This window comes from Mesorhizobium sp. ESP7-2 (assembly GCF_020164715.1).
Classification (GTDB): domain Bacteria; phylum Pseudomonadota; class Alphaproteobacteria; order Rhizobiales; family Rhizobiaceae; genus Mesorhizobium.
The window spans coordinates 144030-163784 of sequence record NZ_JAIUGQ010000004.1 but is presented as its reverse complement, the minus strand read 5'-3'; the positions used below and the strand labels follow the sequence as shown (position 1 = coordinate 163784).

General features: G+C 64.0%; 21 protein-coding genes and 1 pseudogene. 10 read left to right on the top strand and 12 right to left on the bottom strand.

Annotation, left to right across the window (positions count from 1 at the left end; all coding sequences use genetic code 11):
* Window positions 1-477 (bottom strand): (2Fe-2S)-binding protein, encoded by a 477-nt coding sequence (locus LB543_RS06335; protein ID WP_140763913.1) that lies wholly within the window; start codon window positions 475-477, stop codon window positions 1-3.
* Complete coding sequence (locus LB543_RS06330; protein ID WP_224613473.1) at window positions 477-1337, bottom strand: FAD binding domain-containing protein; 861 nt, start codon at window positions 1335-1337, stop codon at window positions 477-479. The genes LB543_RS06335 and LB543_RS06330 overlap by 1 nt, the downstream gene beginning before the upstream one ends.
* A 213-nt stretch (window positions 1338-1550) precedes the next feature.
* Between LB543_RS06330 and LB543_RS06325 the strand changes: the two genes are divergently transcribed.
* The gene (locus LB543_RS06325) at window positions 1551-2006 is read left to right on the top strand and encodes a hypothetical protein (protein ID WP_224613472.1); all 456 of its coding nucleotides are present in this window, start codon (window positions 1551-1553) and stop codon (window positions 2004-2006) included.
* A 98-nt stretch (window positions 2007-2104) separates the two neighbouring features.
* Window positions 2105-3253: an amidohydrolase gene (locus LB543_RS06320; protein WP_224613471.1), complete on the top strand. Its 1149-nt coding sequence runs from the start codon at window positions 2105-2107 to the stop codon at window positions 3251-3253.
* Window positions 3254-3255: 2 nt separating this feature from the next.
* On the opposite strand, the gene LB543_RS06315 is transcribed toward LB543_RS06320, so the two are convergent.
* A complete protein-coding gene (locus tag LB543_RS06315; protein ID WP_411908744.1) occupies window positions 3256-4683 on the bottom strand; it encodes a PLP-dependent aminotransferase family protein in 1428 nt (475 codons plus the stop codon).
* Between the two features lie 90 nt (window positions 4684-4773).
* Here LB543_RS06315 and LB543_RS06310 point away from each other — a divergent pair, with 90 nt between their 5' ends.
* Complete coding sequence (locus LB543_RS06310) at window positions 4774-5397, top strand: FMN-binding negative transcriptional regulator (protein WP_224613469.1); 624 nt, start codon at window positions 4774-4776, stop codon at window positions 5395-5397.
* Between the two features lie 72 nt (window positions 5398-5469).
* Here the strand turns inward: LB543_RS06310 and LB543_RS06305 are convergent, their stop codons facing one another.
* Window positions 5470-6402, bottom strand: coding sequence for a sigma-70 family RNA polymerase sigma factor (locus LB543_RS06305; RefSeq protein ID WP_224613468.1), 933 nt, complete (start codon window positions 6400-6402; stop codon window positions 5470-5472).
* Window positions 6399-7151: an SDR family NAD(P)-dependent oxidoreductase gene (locus LB543_RS06300; protein WP_224613467.1), complete on the bottom strand. Its 753-nt coding sequence runs from the start codon at window positions 7149-7151 to the stop codon at window positions 6399-6401. Before LB543_RS06300 ends, LB543_RS06305 begins: the two co-directional genes overlap by 4 nt.
* A 204-nt stretch (window positions 7152-7355) precedes the next feature.
* On the opposite strand from LB543_RS06300, the gene LB543_RS06295 reads away from it, so the two are divergent.
* Complete coding sequence (locus LB543_RS06295; protein ID WP_411908743.1) at window positions 7356-8414, top strand: aminopeptidase; 1059 nt, start codon at window positions 7356-7358, stop codon at window positions 8412-8414.
* A gap of 148 nt (window positions 8415-8562) precedes the next feature.
* On the opposite strand, the gene LB543_RS06290 is transcribed toward LB543_RS06295, so the two are convergent.
* Window positions 8563-9192, bottom strand: coding sequence for a GNAT family N-acetyltransferase (locus LB543_RS06290; protein WP_224613466.1), 630 nt, complete (start codon window positions 9190-9192; stop codon window positions 8563-8565).
* A 275-nt stretch (window positions 9193-9467) separates the two neighbouring features.
* Between LB543_RS06290 and LB543_RS06285 the strand changes: the two genes are divergently transcribed.
* A complete protein-coding gene (locus LB543_RS06285; RefSeq protein WP_140763862.1) occupies window positions 9468-10142 on the top strand; it encodes a protein-L-isoaspartate(D-aspartate) O-methyltransferase in 675 nt (224 codons plus the stop codon).
* Here the strand turns inward: LB543_RS06285 and LB543_RS06280 are convergent.
* The gene (locus LB543_RS06280; protein WP_224613465.1) at window positions 10120-10584 is read right to left on the bottom strand and encodes a VOC family protein; all 465 of its coding nucleotides are present in this window, start codon (window positions 10582-10584) and stop codon (window positions 10120-10122) included. The two genes, LB543_RS06285 and LB543_RS06280, sit on opposite strands and share 23 nt — an antisense overlap.
* An 853-nt stretch (window positions 10585-11437) precedes the next feature.
* Here LB543_RS06280 and LB543_RS06275 point away from each other — a divergent pair.
* Both LB543_RS06275 and LB543_RS06270 read left to right on the top strand, forming a co-directional pair.
* A pseudogene (locus LB543_RS06275) lies at window positions 11438-11948 on the top strand (DUF6101 family protein); the annotation flags it as partial.
* An 870-nt stretch (window positions 11949-12818) separates the two neighbouring features.
* Window positions 12819-13106 (top strand): hypothetical protein, encoded by a 288-nt coding sequence (locus LB543_RS06270; RefSeq protein ID WP_224613463.1) that lies wholly within the window; start codon window positions 12819-12821, stop codon window positions 13104-13106.
* A 407-nt stretch (window positions 13107-13513) separates the two neighbouring features.
* Here the strand turns inward: LB543_RS06270 and LB543_RS06265 are convergent, their stop codons facing one another.
* The 4 genes from LB543_RS06265 to LB543_RS06250 all read right to left on the bottom strand — a co-directional run bounded on the left by LB543_RS06265 (window position 13514) and on the right by LB543_RS06250 (window position 15465).
* The gene (locus LB543_RS06265; protein ID WP_224613462.1) at window positions 13514-13714 is read right to left on the bottom strand and encodes a hypothetical protein; all 201 of its coding nucleotides are present in this window, start codon (window positions 13712-13714) and stop codon (window positions 13514-13516) included.
* 75 nt (window positions 13715-13789) lie between these two features.
* Window positions 13790-14023 (bottom strand): hypothetical protein, encoded by a 234-nt coding sequence (locus LB543_RS06260; RefSeq protein WP_224613461.1) that lies wholly within the window; start codon window positions 14021-14023, stop codon window positions 13790-13792.
* Window positions 14024-14113: 90 nt separating this feature from the next.
* On the bottom strand, window positions 14114-14623 hold the full coding sequence (locus LB543_RS06255) for a hypothetical protein (RefSeq protein ID WP_224613460.1): 510 nt from the start codon (window positions 14621-14623) through the stop codon (window positions 14114-14116).
* A gap of 11 nt (window positions 14624-14634) precedes the next feature.
* Window positions 14635-15465 (bottom strand): class I SAM-dependent methyltransferase, encoded by an 831-nt coding sequence (locus LB543_RS06250; RefSeq protein WP_224613459.1) that lies wholly within the window; start codon window positions 15463-15465, stop codon window positions 14635-14637.
* An 82-nt stretch (window positions 15466-15547) separates the two neighbouring features.
* Between LB543_RS06250 and LB543_RS06245 the strand changes: the two genes are divergently transcribed.
* The 3 genes from LB543_RS06245 to LB543_RS06235 all read left to right on the top strand — a co-directional run bounded on the left by LB543_RS06245 (window position 15548) and on the right by LB543_RS06235 (window position 19076).
* On the top strand, window positions 15548-16474 hold the full coding sequence (locus LB543_RS06245; protein WP_224613458.1) for a LysR substrate-binding domain-containing protein: 927 nt from the start codon (window positions 15548-15550) through the stop codon (window positions 16472-16474).
* A gap of 108 nt (window positions 16475-16582) precedes the next feature.
* Complete coding sequence (locus tag LB543_RS06240) at window positions 16583-18604, top strand: amidase (protein WP_224613457.1); 2022 nt, start codon at window positions 16583-16585, stop codon at window positions 18602-18604.
* 52 nt (window positions 18605-18656) lie between these two features.
* Window positions 18657-19076, top strand: a complete 420-nt coding sequence (locus LB543_RS06235; RefSeq protein ID WP_224613456.1) for a VOC family protein — start codon at window positions 18657-18659, stop codon at window positions 19074-19076.
* A gap of 1 nt (window position 19077) precedes the next feature.
* On the opposite strand, the gene LB543_RS06230 is transcribed toward LB543_RS06235, so the two are convergent.
* Window positions 19078-19722, bottom strand: a complete 645-nt coding sequence (locus LB543_RS06230) for a ThuA domain-containing protein (protein ID WP_224613455.1) — start codon at window positions 19720-19722, stop codon at window positions 19078-19080.
* Window positions 19723-19755: the final 33 nt, after the last annotated feature.

The window sequence follows — 19755 nt, the reverse complement described above, 5'->3', positions numbered from 1 at the left end:
TCAGGCTCCCTTCATTACGGTGGCGGCGTCCTGGACGGCGCGCACGATCTTGTCGTAGCCGGTGCAGCGGCAGAGATTGCCGGCCAGCCCGAAGCGGATCTCTTCCTCGGTCGGGTCGGGATTTTTTGCCAGCAGATCCTTGGCCGCGATCAGGAAGCCGGGCGTGCAGATGCCGCATTGCAGCGCCGCGTGCTCCAAAAACTTCTGCTGCAGCGGGTGCAGCTTGTCGCCATGCGCCATGCCCTCGACGGTCTCGATGCGGCGGCCTTCCGCTTCCGCGCCGAGCACCAGGCACGAACACACCAGCCGGTCGTCGACGATGACGCTGCAGGCGCCGCAGTCGCCGGTGCCGCAGCCTTCCTTCGCACCGGTCAGCCCGAGCCGGTCGCGCAGCACGTCGAGCAGCGTCTCGTCGGGCTGGCAGAGATATTCGACGCTGTCGCCGTTGATTGTGGTTGAAACAGCTACACCAGCCATCATTTGCCTCCTGCACGTGCATAGGCGGTCTGTGCGGCCCGTTTGGCCAACACGCCCGCAACCTTGCGCCTGAACTCGATTGTGCCTCGCTTGTCGTCGATGGGCCGGCAGGCCCCGGCGCAGACCTTGGCGAGCCGCTCCAGCGCTGCTTCGTCGAGCTTGCGGCCGATCAGGGCCTCGGCCCCTTCTTCGACCAAAAGCACGGTCGGCGCGGCGGCGCCGATCGCCACGCGGGCCGCCGTCACGACGCCGGCTTCGTCCAGCGTCAGGTTGACGCCCGCGCTGACCACGGCGATGTCCATCTCGGTGCGCGGAATGAACCGCAGATATGCATCGCTCGAACGCGGCGCGCGCTTGCCAAGCAGGATCGCCTCAATGATCTCGCCCTTGGCGAGCGATGTCCGGCCCGGCGCGGTCGGCACGGTCTCGACGGCAATCGTGCGCTTGCCCGACGGGCCGACGACCACCGCCTTGGCGCCCGCCGCCACCAGCGCCGGCACGCTGTCGGCCGCCGGCGAGGCGTTGCACAAATTGCCAACGATCGTGCAGCGTCCCTGCACCTGCTTCGAGCCGATCAGCTTCGCAGCTTCGACGACGCCTGGCCAAGCCTTCTTGAGCGCAGCGTTCTCGCCCAGCACGGCGCAAGGCACGGCGGCACCGATGCTGAAGCCGTCGGCGGTTTCCCTGATGTCGCGCAAGCCGGCGATCGACTTGATGTCGATGATCAGTTCGGGTTCGACAAAGCCGCCCTTCATCCTCACCAGAAGGTCACTGCCTCCGGCAAGGATGGCGGCCGGGCCGGCCGATCCGGCCAGTTGGCCGACGGCGTCTTCGATTGAAAGCGGACGTATGTAGCGCATCGTCTCCCCTTGGTATCGCGATTTCAGCGACCGTTATAAACAATCGTCTCATAATGACCATCCGTTTCCCGGGCCGAGGCGATTGGGCCAGGTGCGGCAAAATGCGGTCCACCTGACCTGAAGTCCGCCCAGGGAAGCGTAGATGCAGGGCCGCATTAAGGCTTGACCGGAGGATGCCGCGCGTCAATCCTTCGCCCCAAGGGAGGAGTTTCCATGCGACGTCTCTTGGCTGTGCTTTGCGCCATGCTGCTGGCCTCGCCGGCTGGCGCCGCGACGCTCTATTACGGCTCCAGGGTCGGAATGGAGCTTACCATCGTCAAAAAGTCGGGCATCGGCTCCACGCACGCCAGCATCCTGGCCAGACACAGCAGGCCGAACGCCCGCGTCTACTGCCGCGAATATGCCCACGACTTCACCGAGGCGTGCGTCGACGCGGAGATGACGGTGCCCCTGCACTTTGAAATCACGGCCAACTGCAAGACCGGCGAGTTCACCACCTTCTATGGCGCCAAGATGCTGTTCCAGGGCCGCAACAAGGGCACCGATGTGACGACCGATTACCGGATCACCGCCGTTGACGAAAAAGTGGTGCTCGATGGTTCGGGCGCCTCGGGCTACGACTACACGCTCGACCAGTTCAAGGCGCTGTGCCCCAACCGCGTGAGATAGCGGGCGCGAACGTTTCTGGCCCGCCGAAGCCCGGACCTTGGACCGTGGCAGGCACGCCCGTTTATCGCTAGCACAGGAATGGAGCGGAGGCAAAAAACATGACCCTGACCAATCGCGACATCGTCGAACTGACCGAGTGGCGGCGCCAGCTGCATCGGCAGCCGGAAATCTCGAACGAGGAGGAGAAGACGGCGAAAGAGGTCGTCGCCTTCCTCGCCGACACCGGACCGGACAAGGTGCTGACCGGCTTGGGCGGGCATGGCGTGGCGGCCATCTACGACAGCGGCAAAAACGGACCAACCGTCCTGTTTCGTTCGGAACTCGATGCACTGCCGATCGAGGAACTGTCCGGCGTGCCGCATGCATCGCAAGTGCCGGGCAAGTCGCATATGTGCGGCCATGACGGACACACCGCCATCCTGGCCGCGCTTGGCCGCCAGTTCGGCCGGGAGCGGCCGGCCAGCGGCCGCGTCGTGCTGATGTTCCAGCCGGCGGAGGAAACCGGCAATGGCGCGGCCGGCGTCGTCGCCGATCCGCGCTTCGGCGAGATCGCGCCGGATTTCGCCTTCTCGCTGCACAATCTGCCCGGCGTGCCGTTCGGCGAGGTCAGGCTCAAGCCCGGCGTGGTCAACTGCGCCTCGCGCGGCATGCGCATCGTGCTGGAGGGCAAGACAGCGCACTCCTCCATGCCCGAGACCGGAACCTCGCCCATGCTCGCGATCAGCGAGCTGATGCCGGCTCTGCCCGCGCTCGGCCGCGCAACCTTCGCCGACGATGATTTCTCAATGGTCACCGTCACCCATGCGCGGATGGGCGAAGCCGTGTTCGGCATCGCGCCCGGCCACGCCGAGGTCTGGGCGACGCTGCGCACCCGCCGCGACGAGCGCATGGCCGATCTCTGCGCCGCCGCTGAAGCGCTGGTCACCGAGATCGCCGGCCGGCACGGCCTCTCCGCCAGTTGGGATTATCACGAGATCTTCGTCGCCAGCGTCAACGCGCCCGACGCGGTCGAGCATCTGCGGCGCGCCCTCGACGAAGAGAGCGTCGCGCATGGCGAGGAAGCCCTGCCGATGCGCGCCTCGGAAGATTTCGGCCTGTTCGGCCACAGCGCCTCGTCGGCGATGTTCTTCCTCGGCGCCGGCGAACGCCACCCGGCGCTGCACAACCCCGACTATGACTTTCCCGACGACCTGATCCCGATCGGCTCGAAGATTTTCATGAGGACAGCGCGCAACCTTCTCGGCTGATTTCAACGGAACCCGGCCAGCACCGTCGCCAGCACCGCCACGCCCTGCCGCAAGGCCTCGGCGTGGAGCCCGGCATAGCCCAGGATCAACCCCGCCAGGGCCGGCTGCGGCCCGGCCGGGTCGTAGAGCGGCGACACCGGATGGAGGCCGATCCCGGCGGCGTGCGCGGCCGTGACGATCGCCGCAACGCGCCCGGCGCCGACGCCGTTCACCCAGATGACAAGATGCAGCCCCGTGTCGGCGCCCTCGATGGTGACCGACGGGCCGAGATTGTCCGCCAGCGCCTTCAGCAGCAGCGCCCTTCGTTCGGCGTTCTTCCTGCGGATGGCGCGCACGTGGCGCTCATAGGCGCCGCCGGCCAGCATGTCGGCCAGCGCCTCCTGCTCCAGCAGCGGAGAGTGCCGGTCCGTCAGCCGCTTGGCGGCGCTGAAAGCCACGCGCAGGCCGGCGGGCACGACGAGATAGCCGAGCCGCAGCGTCGGCGACAGCGTCTTGGACAGCGTGCCGGCATAGATGACCGTGTCTGCGTCCAGCGTCTGCAGCGGCGGAATGGGTGCGATGTCGTAGCGGTATTCGCCGTCGTAATCGTCTTCGATGATGTAGGCGCCTTCCCGCGCGGCCCAGGCCAGGAGCGCGCGCCGGCGCGTCGCCGACAGGATGCCGCCGAGCGGAAACTGGTGCGAGGGCGTCACATAAGCGAGCCGCGCCGGCGGCAGCGCGTCCGTCCTCAGCCCGTCGCGGTCGACGGCAATGGGCGTGGCGACACCGCCCGCCGCCGCGAAGGCCTGGCGGGCAAGCAGGTAGCCGGGGTTCTCGATGACGAAACGGTCGCCGGCATCGAGCAGCAGCCGGGCGCAGAGGTCGAGGCCCTGCTGCGAGCCGTTCACGATGACGATCCGGTCCGGCGTGCAGCTGATGCCGCGGGCCCGCCAGAGATAGCCTTGCAGCGCGGCGCGCAGATCGGCGGAGCCCTGGGGATCGCCATAGGCCAGCCGCGCGCCGCGCCCCACGCTGGCCCTGTTCATGGCGCGCCGCCAGGCCAGCACCGGAAAGTCGGCGCCCGACAGGTCGCCATAGCGGAAGTCCGCGACCCGCGCCGGTTGCGCCAAGGCTGGCGCCGGCAGGGCAAGCAGGCGTTGCGCGAAGGCCGAGAGGTGCCGGGGCAAGGCCGCCATGGCGGGCTTCGGCGCCGCCGCGGCCCCCAACCCTTGCGCCACTTCCGCGCGCGCACCGGCCCGCGAGGCCAGGTAACCCTCGGCGATGAGCTGGCTGTAGGCCGCCGTCACGGTCGTGCGCGACGCGCCCCATTCGGCGGCGAAGACCCGGGTCGACGGCAAACGGTCGCCCGGCTGATAGGCGCCGCTGTGGATCTGTTCCTTGATCGCGGCGATGATGCGGCGCGCGGTTCCGTCGCCAGTCAACTGGACCACCTCAACTGGACCATCCAAACTCTTTAAAACTGGATATTCCAACAGGCCAGATTGTGTGGCATCTTCCCCTGCAATGCAAGGAGTTCGAAAATGTACACGCCGCCCGCCTTCCGCGACGACGACAAGGACAGCATCCTGGCGACGATCCGCGCCGCGCGGCTGGCCAACCTGGTCACCGCCACGGCGGACGGGCCGCTCGCCACCCCCCTGCCGCTTTTTCTCGACGAGACCGAGGGCGAGCACGGCGTCATCCATGGCCATATGGCCAGGGCCAACCCGCAGTGGCGTGTTCCTGCGATTGGCGACGGGCTCGCCATCTTCATGGGGCCGGACGCCTATGTGACGCCGGCCTGGTACGCCACCAAGCAGGAAACCGGCAAGGTCGTGCCGACCTGGAACTACGCCGCGGTCCACGCCTACGGACCGGTCGAGTTCTTCGACGATGCGGACAGGCTCCTGGAGGTCGTCACCCGGCTGACGAACCTGCATGAGGGCGCCCGCGCCGCGCCCTGGGCGGTGTCGGACGCACCGCCCGACTTCATCCAGTCGCAGCTTCGCGGCATTGTCGGGCTGCGCATGCCGGTCGTCAGGCTCGAGGGCAAGCGCAAGATGAGCCAGAACCGCAACGCCGCCGACCGCGCCGGCGTGGTCGCCGGGCTGGCGGCGAGCGAGCGGCCGTCCGACCGCGAGGTCTCGTCCTTGATCCCGTCGTGAAGCCACGACGCCTTGGTGCGGCGGCCCTCGCCCGCTGCAGTCAAGCGTTGATCCAGGCAACCCGACTGTCGCCTATCTGCGTCCACCGCCACCACTGGAAGATCCGGCTTCCCTTGCCAGCACCAGTTCCGCGTCGTCGAGAACGTAGCTGGTATAACGGTAGTCGCGAATGAAGCTGATTTGGCCTTCGCGCCATTCCAGCCACATGAAATGACTTGGCTTCGGGGCGGCCCGGTTTTCGAACACCGCGATTACCTCGCGGCCCTCGACCCATGCCGGCCGGAGCCACAAGCCGTCGCTCTTGGCATAGATCGTGAAGAACATGCCGACGTCGGCGGCGCCCGCGCGCGGCGGGTGCATGGACTGGTGGAGCTTCACATCATCGGCGAGCAGCGCGCGCAAGCCGTCCCAGTCGCGTTGGTTGAACAGATTGACGTAGCGCACGGTGGCCGCCGATGCGATGCGTGCATCGGGAAGCGGCTTGGCCTCGGCGTTGATCCGCCGAAGCCGGGCGCGGCCGCGCGCCAGATGCGCCTTCACCGCATCGACCGTGACGCCAAGCAAAGCGGCGATGTCGGCCAACGGTTCGTCGAGCACATCCTTGAGGATGATGACGCTGCGTTGCGGCACCGGAAGCTCCGCGAAGCGCGACACGGCGGTTTGCACGGCTTGCCTGCGCATCAGCATCTCCGCCGGGTCGGCCTCGTCGGCAATCTCAAGCGCCGCCTCGATGGGCTCCGCGGCGCGGATCGCGCGGCTGCGCAAAAGATCCAGCGCACGGTTGTGGGCGATCCGGAACAGCCAGGGCCTGAGCTGCGGCACCTCGCGCAATTCGTCGAGCGCAACGAAGGCGCGCGCGAACGTGTCCTGCACGACATCCTCGCCGTCGATGACCGAGCCCATCAGGCGCGAACAATAGCGGTGCAGCTCCGGCCGCAAAGCCGCCGCAAGGGCAAGCAGCCCTTCCTGCCGGTCGCGCTCCACGGGTCGCTTTCCGTCGCTCAAGGACCCTCCATGATCGTTACGCCCGCGTCGCCGCTGAGGCCGAAGACGACGCCCTCGGCATATTGCGGGTCTTCCAGCACGGAAACCACCCTGTCGCCGAACGCCCGGGGCGGCATCGGCGCGCCGAAACGGGTGACGAATTGTTCCGGCGTGATGCCCATCGAGCCGGCATAGGCGCCGGCGCCCGCATCGCCGATCCCGGTACCGAGGATCATCTGGCGGGGCAGGATCGCCTGAAAGCGTATGCCGAGGCCCTTCTCCTGCGCCACGCCATTGGCGTATTTGGCCATGAACCAGAGCATCCGCTTGGAGCCACCATAGCCGCCCGACATCTGCGACCCCGTGACGGCGGCACCGCTCGACCCGACCAACACCCGGCTGCCCGGCTTGAGCGGCAGGTTCAGCGCCGCCTGCAGCCAGTAGAGCCCGGCCTTGACGTCGGTCTCCCAGGTGACGGAGAAATCCTCCCACTTCAACTGGTCCAGCCGCCCCATCCGGGGCGTTGCACCGGCGTTCAGCACCACTATGTCAGGGCAGACCTCGCCAAGGATGCGATAGGCCGCGTCCTCGTCCGTGACATCGGCCGCGACGGTGGCGACCCCAAGCCGCGCACCGACCGCATCCAGCGCCTCGGCGCCCCGCGCGACAACGGTCACGCTGGCCCCTTGCTCGACCAGCGCTTCGACCAGTCCGAGGCCAAGCCCCCGGCTGCCGCCGGTGACCACGATATTCCTGTCCCTGAGGCTCATTGGATCCTGCTCCAGTGTTTCACTGTAGCTAAGACGTTTGAGGGTCGGGAAAAGAGTCACGCGATTGGGCGTCAGCCGCGACCAGGTCGACAGTCCGCGCCGCCGCCCTATGGACCTTGACGAAAATTGGTGCGCCTGTTTGAGACACTGGAGCGTGATCGGGACATGTGCTCCCATGGGAGGTGACGAAGTGGTGGGGAAGCCGTGAAGCGCATCTTTCGATTGTTTGCCGTGGTAATCATGGCGTCCGCGGTGAGCAGTTGCACCAGCATTTCCTACTACGCGCAATCGCTGGAGGGCCATGTCCGGATCATGGCCGCGCGCGAAGATGTCGGAAAACTGATCAAAGCCCCTTCTACCCCTGAGGCATTGCGCACCAGATTGACGTCGGCGAACGCCATAAGACGGTTCGCGACGGACGAGCTGGCACTGCCCGAAAACAGCAGCTACCACAGCTATGTCGACATCCACCGGGACGCTGTGACCTGGGCCGTTTTTGCCGCGCCGCAATTCTCGCTCACGCCAAAAACATGGTGCTTTCCGGTTTTCGGCTGCGTTCCGTACCGGGGTTACTTCGATCGCAAATCCGCAGCCGAAAGCGCTGTCGCACTTCATGGACGGGGGCTGGACGTCTATGTCAGCGGCGTCACCGCATATTCCACACTGGGCTGGTCCAGTGACCCGCTGCTCAGCACCATGCTGCGTCAGGACGACACCTATCTCGCAAGCCTCATCTTTCATGAACTGGCGCATCAGCGCCTTTATGTGAACGGCGATTCCGCATTCAACGAGGCTTTCGCGGTCGCCGTCGAAACCACCGGCACAAGAAAATGGCTCCGTGCGGCCGGCGATCGCGCCGGATTGCGCCGCTACGAAGCCGATCGCAAGCGCAGCGCCGATTTTGTCGCACTGGTGTCGAAAACGCGCGACGAGTTGCGGCAGGTCTATGAAAGCTCCCGTGCCCCGGATGAGATGGCGGCCGCCAAGGCCGCCACGCTCGACAGGCTTCGGATGCGCTATCGGCAAATGCGCGACAAACGATGGGCCGGATACCAGGGATACGACGCGTGGTTCAATTCCCCGATCAACAACGCAAAGCTCGCCGCGACCGCCGTCTACGGCGAACAGGTTCCAGCATTTCTTCGCCTGTTCGACCTGTGCTCCGGCGATTATCCGAGGTTCTATGCATCCGTTCGAAGGATCGCGAATTTGCCCGAACCGGCTCGTGCCGAAGCGCTCAAGGCCGCGAGGTCGTGTGATTGACTTGAATAACCACGGGTTTTTTTGGCGTGCTCCGATCTCAGCCCGGAGCCGCGAGCGGATGGCTCTGGAGCAATTCCAGGAAAAGCGCGTAGCGCTTTCCCTAGGGAATTGAGTAAAAATAAAGAGTTACAGCGGTTCGGCGATTCTATCAAACGCTGAACCGCTCTAAGCCTGGCTCGCCAGGAGTGGACGTTCCGATGTCTGCGTCGAGCGCAAAACGCTGGCAATGCTCGCCATCGGACTCATCGATGAAGCTCTCGATATGTTTGAAGCCGAGCTTCGCCAATATCCGCAGCGACGCGACATTGCGCGTCACCGCCTCGGCCGTCACCTGTTCCAGAGCCAGGGTTTCAAAAGCATAGCGAACGACTTCGCGCGCGGCCTCGCTGCCCAGTCCCTGCCCCCAATGCGCACGCGCCAGCACAAATCCCAATGCGGCCGCCTTGGCGTCGGTTGCGAAGGACAGGGTTATCGTCCCGATCACTTCCGATGCCCGGTCTATGGACCACTGGATCGCCTTGCCGTCGGCGAAGCGCTGACGCGAAAGCGCGAGCCATCGCGCGCCCGCGCTTATGTCGTCGGGAACGGGATCGCCGGCAAGGGAGGCGGATTCGACATCGGTGGCGCGCGCAAACCATGCCGGGATATCGCGTTCGCTCGGCGCCCGTAGAACGAGCCTTGGTGTGGTGAGCCTAGGAACTGCTTTCATCGGAGGCATTTTCGACCCGGGGCGGCGCCAAATGCAACGGCGATGGCAGAAGCGGCGGCTGAGCGCCAAGGGCAACACTTAAACGAGGTAACTTGGTGTGGCCGCCATGGCAAAACCGATGGTATTTGGCAAGTCGTAGTGTCGAACGGGCTTGGTCAAAAAGTCGGACGCTCCCGCCTTTATCGCCCATACGCACATGGTGACGTCTGCGTAGCCGCTGATGAAAACGATCGGAAGCCTAACGTCGGGAAATGCCCAGCGCATCGGCCTTGTCGGTTACGGTGGCGAGACGAACAGGATACAATGCTATTTGGCAGCAGCTGGTCGAGGAAAGCCTCACCGTCATGAAACCGATGAACGAAGAGCATCTTGCGGTTCTGCGCAGGCACATGGTCGAGATGATTGCGATCCATGCCGACCTTGCAAGCGAAGAACTCGGCAAGGCAACGCTCGATGAGCGGGTGATGGCATCGATGCAGCGGGTCCCGCGACATCTCTTCGTGCCCTCTGCGGTCGCGCCCTATGCCTACCAGGACATGCCGCTGCCGATCGGCTTCGATAAGACTGTGTCGCAGCCCTTCATGGTCGCTCTGATGACCGATCTCCTTACTCCCCAAGCGCACGAAACGGTGCTCGAGATCGGGACTGGCCTGGGCTATCAATCCGCCATCCTCGCTGAACTCGCAGGACAAGTTTGGAGCGTCGAAATCATCGAGGAATTCGCGAGCCATGCCGAGGCTCTGCTGCAGGGCCTTGGCTTCTCGAATGTCGCCGTTCGTGTCGGAGACGGGTCTCGCGGCTGGCCCGAGCACGCCCCATTCGACAAGATCCTGGTTAGCGGAGCAGCTGAGCGGACGCCGCCGGCTTTACTGAATCAGCTCAAGCCAGGGGGACGCCTTGTTCTGCCTTTGGCCTCTGAAGAAGTACAGTTTCTGACTGTCATCGACAAGGATGCTGCTGGGCAACTCGAGACTCGGAAACTCATCCCGGTTCGGTTCAGCCGGCTTGAAACCATCTAACGAGGTGCGCACCGTCAGCCGGGTGCCGGCAGCTCCGCACTCTTCTCGTCGCAATCCTCCGACTGTCAAACTCGTAGAACTCAATGGGGAGACCGTCGGGGTCTGCCACGAAGGTAAACGAACGTCCTGTGTGAGGGTCTATGCGGACCGGCTCAACGTCGACGCCTCTTGCCCGAAGCAACCGGGCTGTCGCCTCTACCGAGTCGACCGAGAATGCTACGTGTCGTAGTCCGCATGCTTCAGGCCTGGTCGGCCGGCTGGGTGGCATGGGAAAACTGAATAATTCGATCTGGACGGGACCATGCCGCAAGTCGCACTTCCAAGATTGCTTTTCGGTGCGCCAATTTTCGTCGACGATGACGAAATCGAGTTTATTGTAGAACTCCTTCGACAGCTCGTAGTCACTGCAGATGATTGCAATATGATGGATTCCTAGAAGCATCGATCTAACCCCACATGAGCATGGTCAAGCCTGACGCCGCGGCTAGAAAGTCAGCCAGCCCTTTAGGATGACAGATAACGAGCCCAGCCCCAAACATGCGCGCTCAACGGCCGGGCCCGCTTCGGCGCCAGTGAGGCGGGCCCACAGCAATTGACAAGCCAGGACTCCCCGAAAAGGCCGCTGCCGAAAAGCGGCGAGCTTTTTTCACGGTTGGCAACAGCCCGACGAAAGGCAAGTTCGGGCGAACGCAGCCGTTGTCCCTTCGCTGCTGGCCACGCGGGCAGCTTGGCCGGCCCGCGCCTGTCGACGGAATCTTCCGTCCTGGGAGCCAGGGATGATCGGCATTAAAGCATAATCAGTGGTCTGATCGGCTGGCAAGATGTGGGGCGGCGATATGGATGACGGTCACTGGGACGAAGGTTGGCAGCGGCGCAGGATTCGGAGCAACCCCTCCGCCGCCCGTTGACCTAACCGGCCGATATCCTCATCACCAACGACCCGATGAGCCAATGAAGCCTCCTCGGAATCGACGCGCAACAAATGCGCTGACTGGGTTCCGCCGCGTTTGTCGAGTTGGATAGCTCAGCCGACAGTCTTTTGCCAAAGTACCAAAAAATTGACATAAATTAGTAATCGCTAATACAGAATACACTGCTATTTTATGTGACATAGAACATGTGCTGAGAGTTCGAGCCGGGTACATCCGGTTCGACCTCAACAAGGGGTGCAGATTGCGAAGGCACGCAGCTGTTGCTGGACGCAAGCCGAACGGCGGCGCCGCAGAGGATTGGGGCTCACTCGGGGCATTGGTTGCGTGCTGTGCTTCAGGCCCCTCTCTGTCCAGGTGCCAATGATGGCCGATGGTGAGCGGACTCATACTGAACCGGAGACGAGTTCTTGGACCGGCCGCAACAGGCGTCTCGACCCATCGCGCCTGCCGGAGACCGTGAGCTATACCACGCGCGACGACTATGGCGACGTGACCTTCACGCTCAACCAGCGTGGTGTGGTGGTCCGCCGCACGCAGGATTTAAGCAGCGTGCCGGCAATCATTGCCCTTCCCGCCAAGACTTTCCGCGGCGTGGCCGCCTGCGCGATGGAGGATCCGGATGGAAAGTTCACAGCGGAGCTCAAGCTTCTGCACAACGATCCGATGCTGATGGTGCCGCTGCTGGTGTCCGACGACCTCGAACTTGTTGCCGCCGACTGGCGTGCCTGGGCCGAGGCCTACCGACTGCCTATGCTTCTGCTTGGCGCCGACGGCATTGCCCGAACGCTTGAGGAAACGCTCGGTCCCAACGTCAACGCGCTCTCACCCCAGCAACCGCAACATGGGCCGCGTCTCGACCAAGCGCCCAGGCTTTCCAAGGCTGGCCTGATGAACAAACTGACGTCACTGGTGTAATCCAAATTACGGCAATCAGGATTACGCTAGTCCAGGCGACCAAAGTAAGGACGGCTATGCGGCCGCGAAAAGCACTAAGGCCGGGACAAGCCACTGGAAAGAAACCGCTTTCGGAGCGCCAAGATTCCGATCGACTCCCATGGAGTGTCCAGGAAGCGTGGCCATGCAAAGGCTCATACGAACCGCGACGCTCTGGCGAAGGTATCGGCCGTTGCCGCTGTCCGCAACGCTGCATCCAATTCTGCGCGGCTCTATCCGAACGGCGGGACAAACCAGGATTCAGCATCAGTTCACCGCCGAGGGGAGCACATCCGCACGTTGATCCGGCTCGCTAATGAAGACCTCGTCCTAGCGGACTACGCGAGAGTGTTTTCAAAGCCGACGATGTGTTGAGTTGGCAGGGTCCAGCCGGACCAAGCGCCTGACCCGAGATCGTCTGATAGATCAGCCGTCAGATGTGTCCGGTCCCTGTTGACGATGCCTGACAGCTGGTTTGAATCCGTCAACGCCTCTTTCGCCAAAAGTCCGCGCAAAAGCCTGGATCGCATGGTTGTTGGTAGCATCTGGTGAGGCGGGACGGATGTGACTGCCGGACCCTGGCCGCCAATGCAGGGCACCTGAGCCTCGCGCTGCTTAAGGTCACGTCGGCGGCTGGACGAGCTGCGGCAGGACTTCGGTTCAGGCTGGGTCTCCGCGCCCTTTGCGTCCAAACTGCATTCCACGGAATAGAATTCCGCCTTTTCGGCGCAGGCGGGCAACCTTTCCTGCACGATGACGTTTCGAGGGATGATCGTTGCATGCGATCGACGTAAATCGTGAGGAGATGAAAGTGACCTTCAAAGTACTCACTATGGGCGCGATGGCGCTCACAATGATGACTGGCTCGGCGCTGGCTGCATCTGGTGGTGGCACCTCCGCGCTCGACGATCCGGCAAAGATGTCGCCGTTCTTCACCGATGCCGGCATGAAAACACTCAGGTCGGAAGCGGATTTCAAGACCGCATGGATGTCCATGAAGCCAGATGAAAAGAAGGCGGTGTTGAAAGACTGCGGCGATACCACGATCAACAAGTCGCATGCAGATTTCTGCGCGATGGCCAAGAAGATGGGTGGCTGAATCTGCGGGAGAGGCCGCCGTTTCGCGCCGCCTTTTTGCCACAGACGCGTATCTTGTCGAGCCGTTTGAAGGTACCGGTAAGAGCGCCTATGGTGCCTCGAATGGAGGCGGCGAATGGCGTTCACCGTTATTTGGTACGGAAGACAGGGCATCATCGACAAGGTGATCTTTGACGCCGAAAAGGTGGCAAAACGCAATCGCTATGTTTCAGACCCGAAGGGGTGACGAGGGGATCATTTGCGTTGAAGTTCGCAAGGACAATGGAACTGTCGTCTTCAGCCATGCTGAAAATTAGGATGGCTACTTACCTAATCGGCACGCTGAGCCGCTCGCCGTCTCAAGGTCACGATAAACGTTTCTAACTCGCCTTTCCCGGGAAACCGTTTCACACCTTTCCTGGAACCGCTCTAAAGATCGAGCGCCACCATCATTCCACGCTCCTCCGCCATTTCCAGCAACAGATCCTGCAGGTCTTCGATGGTCAGCGCCGCGCCGGCTGTCGCCGGCAGTTCCTCGATAGACTCCTTCATCGAAATCACGGAGGCCCCGGTTTTCTGCGAGAGCAGCCGTGCGATGGCCGCGCGGACAAGCGCATTCTGGTCGGGCATGATTCCCCTTTCATGCTATGATAACGGCACGATTTTCTTTCATGCTGTATGCCTTGTCGCAACTTATGAGAGCGTTCATTCACGCTTGCAAGCGTCTCGCTGATATTCGTATGAGAGACGGCCGCTCGATAGCGAGAGCGACGGCACCCCGCTGTCATCGGGCTCCATGCTGGCGAGCAGAGCCAGCGGCACTTCGTGCCGATGGAGCCCGATCAAGATCCTGCCTTCCACCGTAACCGGCAATTCGGTGTATCTGTCGAAAATGGAATACGTGCCTGTCGGCTCGTACAGGATCTCGAAACGCTCCAAAATCGCAAACCTCCTCCCGGGGAGGCTGTAACGCACGCGTCCATCAGAGGTTGCATAAAAAATCGATTCTTTCCGGCCGCGTGCGGCCGATCAGGGGTGGGCGCCCTGAACCGGCTCGGGCCGGCGGCGCATCAGCAGATAGAATGCGGCGGCATGCGTGACCATCAGCAGCGGCACATAGAGGATCGGGATCGCGTAGGCGGCGCCCAGCTCTCCAGCCAGATCGGGAAGGTCGAGCTGGACCCCGTGATAATAGTCGACGACGATGTCGACGGTTCCCACAAGGTTGAAGGCGACGACGAGCGGCCAGAATAGCTGATGTCTCCGGGCCGTCAGAAGCGCCAGCATGGCCAGCAGGCCGGTGGCGAAGTCACCATAGGCCGCGAGGACGGCGAAACCAGCCGGCAGATTGGGCCCGACGACACCCGGAAGCATGAAGACAAGCCCGAAGAAGCGGAAGCTGTGCAGGGTGGCGATCGCGCGTTGCGCCTCGAGGCGGTCCATCGACTTGAGCCTCGGCCAGACATAGGCGCCGAAGCACAGCAACCACGGCACGTAGCCCAGAGCGAGATGGATGTCGAAGATGATTGCCGGCGACATTTCCGCCTCCCTCAGGTCTTGCCCGGAATGGCTTCGAAGACGGCTGTCAGGATGCCCAACCGGCCTTCCCCGAGATTGCGTCCAAGGTTGGCGGCAACTCCCGCGAAGTCCGGCCCCATGACGACGCCGAGATTGAGCAAAGGAGGCGGTCCGGACGCCCGCAATTGCGAAAACCACGCCTTGGCCGCCTCCGTGTCGTCTTGCCACACCAAGGTTTCAAAGCCTGCCTGCTCGATCCGCGTCCGCGTTTCGGCCGCGGTGAGCAAGAAACTCTCCGCCGGGCTTCGTGCCCAGGGAACGGGATAATGCGGATCGCCGCTATTCAACACGACGTCGTAGGTGGCAAACCGGCCGCCCGGCTTCAGTACCCGCCTGATCTCGCCATAGAGCCGTCCGCGCTCGGTGATGTTCATGGCCACATGCTGCAGCAACACGACGTCGAAATGGCTGTCGTCGAAGGGAAGCGCCAGCGCGCTGGCGCCCTCGAACGTCACCTGTTCGCTCAGCCCCATGCGTTCGGTCAGATAGTGCGCGGCCTCGACGAACGGCTCGCTGAGGTCTACGCCGGTCACCCGGCAGCCATGGGTCGCCGCCAGGAAACGGGCCGGCCCGCCAAGTCCCGATCCGACATCCAGAACCGTCGTGTCCGGGCCAATCCCGGCCAGTCCGGCAAGCTCGGCGGTCGCCGCCAGCCCGCGGGTGTGGAACTGGTCGAGCCCGGCCAGTTGCTCCGGCATGAGCCGTTGGTCCTCTGGTCCTAAGGCTGCCAGTGCCGTCTTGAGACGCTCGGTCAGGCCGCTGGCGCGGTAGTGAGCGCGCACGCCGTCGAGATTATCGGTCATTGCTGGTTCCTCTGGTTGTGTCCTTGCTGGAGACATAGGACCGCTTTCGAACCGCGACTATCCGCGATAATGTCGATGCGCCATGAAGCAGAACTTCACAGTCAGGCAGGGAGCGCTCGACGGCGTCGAGGCCTTCCTGAGCGTCGCCCGGCATCGTAATTTCCGCAAGGCGGCGGCCGAGCTCAAGGTGACGCCGTCGGCGATGAGCCAGGCGATCCGCACACTCGAGGCGCGCATCGGCGCGGCGCTCTTCACCCGTACGACGCGCAGCGTCGGCCTGACCGAAGCCGGGGAGCGCTTTCTATCGCGCGCAGGACCCGCATTCGAGGAACTGGTCGCCGCGAGCGAGGTGGCGCGCGACCTCGGCCAGCGGCCGACCGGACTGCTGCGCCTCTCGGTGCCTCCGTCGGTGGTGCCGATCCTGCTGGAGCCGCTCATCGCATCCTTCTGCCAGGCCTATCCGGAAATCGAGCTGGAGATCGTGGCCAGTGGCGAACTCGTCGATCTCGCCGCCGAAGGCTTCGACGCAGGCATCCGGCCCGGCGAATTTGTCGACGCCGACATGATCGCGGTGCGCTTGACGCCGCCGCTGCCATTCGTGGTCGTCGCCAGCCCTGATTACCTGCGCCAGCGAAACGTGCCGCAACGCGTCGAGGATCTGCGCGGCCATGCCTGCCTGCGCATGCGCCGGTCAAACGGGTCGATCGCGCCCTGGCCCTTTGTCGACGGCAACAAGTCGGTCGAGGCCATCGTCTCCGGACCGCTGATCGCGCATGATTATCCGACGCTTCTGGGCGCGGCGATGCGAGGCGCCGGGCTTGCCCAGGTACCCCAACCGCTTGCCAGCGTGCCGGTCGCTGACGGCCGGTTGCGGGAGGTGCTGGGACCCTTTGCCGTGACCTTGCCTGGGCTTTTCCTGTACTACCCGGGAAAGCGTCAGGTCCTGCCCAAGCTGCGCGCGTTCATCGACCATGTCAGGCGCCGGAGCGATGCCGAGGCGAGCGCCTGAGCCCACCTGGCCCGCAACGAATTCCGATTGGCGCTTGCCGAAGCCGGCGGCCTCGCTCATCCATGGCGTACAGACACATGGCGTACAGACAATAGCCTGGGAACAATGATGACCGACACAAGCCTTCATCTCGTCGAAGCAACGATCGAGCAACTGCGCCGCGCGCTCGATGACGGCCTCGTCACCTCAGTCGAACTGGTCGCGGCTTATGTCAGGCGCATCGCGCATTTCGACCGGCACGGCATCGCGCTGAACGCCGTGCCCGTGCTCAACCCCGATATGTTCGAGGAAGCCGCCGCTTCCGACCAGCGGCGGCGCGCCGGCACACTGCTCGGACCGCTCGACGGCATCCCCTACACCGCCAAGGACAGCTACAAGGTCAAAGGCCTGACGGTGGCGGCCGGCTCGCCGGCCTTCGAGCATCTCGTCGCCAATGAGGACGCCTTCACCATCGCGCGGCTGCGTGCCGGCGGCGCGGTGCTGATTGGCCTCACCAACATGCCACCAATGGCCAATGGCGGCATGCAGCGCGGCGTCTATGGCCGCGCCGAAAGCCCCTACAATGCCGACTGCCTGACCGCCGCCTTCGCGTCGGGCTCCTCCAATGGCTCGGGCACCGCGACGGCGGCCAGCTTCTGCGCCTTCGGGCTCGGCGAGGAAACCTGGTCGTCCGGCCGCGCGCCGGCCACCAACAATGCGCTCGTCGCCTACACGCCCTCGCGTGGCGTCATCTCCGTGCGCGGCAACTGGCCGCTGGTGCCGACCATGGACGTGGTGGTGCCGCACACGCGCAGTGTGCCCGACATGCTGGAGCTGCTCGACGTCATCGTCGCCGATGATCCGGAAACGCGGGGCGATTTCTGGCGCGCGCAGCCCTGGGTCGCGTTGCCCAGGAGTTCCGAGCTACGCCCACCGCGCTATACGGATCTGACGCTGGCAGGGTCACTCCGGGGCAAACGGCTCGGCGTACCCAAAATGTATATCGGTCGCGACGTCGAGGCTGACCGTCCGATCGAAACCCGCGCCTCGGTGCTTGATCTATGGGAGCAGGCGGCGGCGGATCTGCGGCGGCTCGGTGCCGAGGTGGTCGAGGTCGATTTTCCCGTCGTCTCCAACTACGAGCGCAACCGTCCTGGCGCACAAACCATGGTCGAGCGCGGGCTGGTGCCGCCGGACTTCGCCGAGCGCGAACTCTGGGATCTCTGCATCTGGGGCTGGGACGATTTCCTGCGCGCCAATGCCGACCCTGCCTTGCCCGACCTCGTCTCGGTCGACGGCCCGAAAATCTTTCCGCAGCCGCCGGGCACGCTGCCGGACCGTTATGAGGGCGGCTTCGATCTGGCGGAGTATGTCGAACGCGCGAAATCGGGCGTCGCGCCCTTGGCCGACATTCCCACGCTGGAGGACGGCGTCAAGGGACTTGAAGCAACAAGGCGCATCGACTTCGAGGACTGGCTCGACGCCAACCGCCTCGACGCCGTGGTGTTGCCGGCCGCCGCCGATGTCGGCCCGGCCGATGCCGACGTCAACGAGGCGTCCGCCGCACTCGCCTGGCGCAACGGCACCTGGGTCGCCAACGGCAATCTGGTCTGGCGCCATTTCGGCATCCCCACCGTCACCGTGCCGATGGGCACCATGGCCGATATCGGCATGCCTGTCGGCCTCACCTTCGCCGGCAAGGCCTATGACGACGAAAGGCTGCTTCGCATGGCCGGAGATTACGAACGGTCGACCCAGCGCCGCACCCGCCCGCCGCGCACGCCCGAGCTGGCCGACGATGTGTTTTCGCATCGTCCAGGCCAGGCCGGCGACGGCAAGGCGCCTGCGCTCACCATCAAGCTTGCGGCCGAGACGCGGGCTTCTGGGGATCTGGATGAGATCGCCATCACCCTCGAAATGGCTGGCGAGACAACTGAAACGACCAGCATCAAGGTGCATGTCAACGGAGAGCCCGTCGCGATGCAGCGCAGCGGTGCGCGTTTTACCGGGCAAGCGCTCGTGCCGACCGCTGAGCACCAGCGGTTCCACAGTGTCTGGCGCGGCTCCTTCGGCTCGATCGTGACCGCGGTGGTGCGGCTGCAGGATGGCCGCATCGCCGGTGCCTACGCGGTTGCCGGCGGGATTGAGTGATGGTGCACTGTACGGGCCGCCTGCGCAGCCGGCCAGACCACGGAACCTAGCCATGATCAAAGTCAAGCAACTCGCCCATGTCTGCATCTTCGCCAATGACCTCGAGGAGACGCGACGCTTCTACGGTGATGTCCTTGGCATGGACGTCCAGTTCAACTTCCTGCGCGACGGCGCGATTTTCGGGTTCTACCTCAATTGCGGCGGCCGCAGCCATGTCGAGGTTTTCCAGAAGGATGGGGCGCGGTTCAGCGAGATGGACCAGATCAACCATTTCTGCCTGGAGGTCGAGAACATCGACGCCGCGATTACCCACATCGCATCCATGGGCGTCGATGTCACCGCCAGGAAACACGCTTGCGACGACACCTACCAGGCCTGGCTGCGCGACCCCAACGGCGTGAAGATCGAACTGTTCGAATACACCGGCAAAAGCGCACAATTCACCGGCGGCGACCGCGTCGCCGATTGGTAGGCTAGCGCGCGGCCCACAGCAGACCGCGCTCGGCAATCAGCGCCATTTCCGGCACCGCGAATTCATCCGCCGTGTGGCCAAGCGAACTGTAAAAGACCTTGCCGGCGCCATAGCGGCGCTTCCAGACCACCGGCATGACGACGCCGCCAATGCCGGGGAAATGCGCGTCGGTGAAGGTGGTTGTCGCCAGCACCTCGTTGCCGGGATCGACATGCATGTAATATTGCTCCGACCGATAGGCGAAACCACTGACGCCGCTGGTGATCGGGTCGTCCGGCCGGGTGATGACGACACGATAGTCTATGATGTCACCGGGATGCGCGACCCATTGGCCGCCGGTCATGAACTGGTAGTCCGGCTCATTGCGGAAACTGTCGCCCATCGTGCCGTGAAAACCGCCGAGCCCGCTCCCTTGGCGAACCGCCTGCGTCAGGTTCTTCAGTTCGGCCTTTTCGATCGTCGACATGGTGATGACAGGCACGATGAGGTCGAATGAAGCAAGGTCCGGATCGGCGAACATCGCCGTGCCTTGGCCGAGCGTGACCGCGAACCCGTTACGCCGGAGCATGTCGCGCACGACATTGGCGCTGCGCTCCGGCGTGTGGCCTTCCCAGCCGCCCCAGGCAATCAAAGCCTTCTTCGGCATGCGGCAACCTCCCTCGATCTATGGACCGACGAC

What these genes read in the sequence shown, in the direction of transcription:
- LB543_RS06245 (WP_224613458.1), top strand. Translation starts at nt 15,548, where the DNA reads ATGAAGCAGAACTTCACAGTCAGGCAGGGAGCGCTCGACGGCGTCGAG.
- LB543_RS06320 (WP_224613471.1), top strand. Translation starts at nt 2,105, where the DNA reads ATGACCCTGACCAATCGCGACATCGTCGAACTGACCGAGTGGCGGCGC.
- LB543_RS06240 (WP_224613457.1), top strand. Translation starts at nt 16,583, where the DNA reads ATGACCGACACAAGCCTTCATCTCGTCGAAGCAACGATCGAGCAACTG.
- LB543_RS06325 (WP_224613472.1), top strand. Translation starts at nt 1,551, where the DNA reads ATGCGACGTCTCTTGGCTGTGCTTTGCGCCATGCTGCTGGCCTCGCCG.
- LB543_RS06330 (WP_224613473.1), bottom strand. Translation starts at nt 1,337, where the DNA reads ATGCGCTACATACGTCCGCTTTCAATCGAAGACGCCGTCGGCCAACTG.
- LB543_RS06285 (WP_140763862.1), top strand. Translation starts at nt 9,468, where the DNA reads ATGAAACCGATGAACGAAGAGCATCTTGCGGTTCTGCGCAGGCACATG.
- LB543_RS06335 (WP_140763913.1), bottom strand. Translation starts at nt 477, where the DNA reads ATGGCTGGTGTAGCTGTTTCAACCACAATCAACGGCGACAGCGTCGAA.
- LB543_RS06310 (WP_224613469.1), top strand. Translation starts at nt 4,774, where the DNA reads ATGTACACGCCGCCCGCCTTCCGCGACGACGACAAGGACAGCATCCTG.
- LB543_RS06235 (WP_224613456.1), top strand. Translation starts at nt 18,657, where the DNA reads ATGATCAAAGTCAAGCAACTCGCCCATGTCTGCATCTTCGCCAATGAC.
- LB543_RS06265 (WP_224613462.1), bottom strand. Translation starts at nt 13,714, where the DNA reads ATGCCCGACCAGAATGCGCTTGTCCGCGCGGCCATCGCACGGCTGCTC.
- LB543_RS06300 (WP_224613467.1), bottom strand. Translation starts at nt 7,151, where the DNA reads ATGAGCCTCAGGGACAGGAATATCGTGGTCACCGGCGGCAGCCGGGGG.
- LB543_RS06255 (WP_224613460.1), bottom strand. Translation starts at nt 14,623, where the DNA reads ATGTCGCCGGCAATCATCTTCGACATCCATCTCGCTCTGGGCTACGTG.
- LB543_RS06250 (WP_224613459.1), bottom strand. Translation starts at nt 15,465, where the DNA reads ATGACCGATAATCTCGACGGCGTGCGCGCTCACTACCGCGCCAGCGGC.
- LB543_RS06280 (WP_224613465.1), bottom strand. Translation starts at nt 10,584, where the DNA reads ATGCTTCTAGGAATCCATCATATTGCAATCATCTGCAGTGACTACGAG.
- LB543_RS06230 (WP_224613455.1), bottom strand. Translation starts at nt 19,722, where the DNA reads ATGCCGAAGAAGGCTTTGATTGCCTGGGGCGGCTGGGAAGGCCACACG.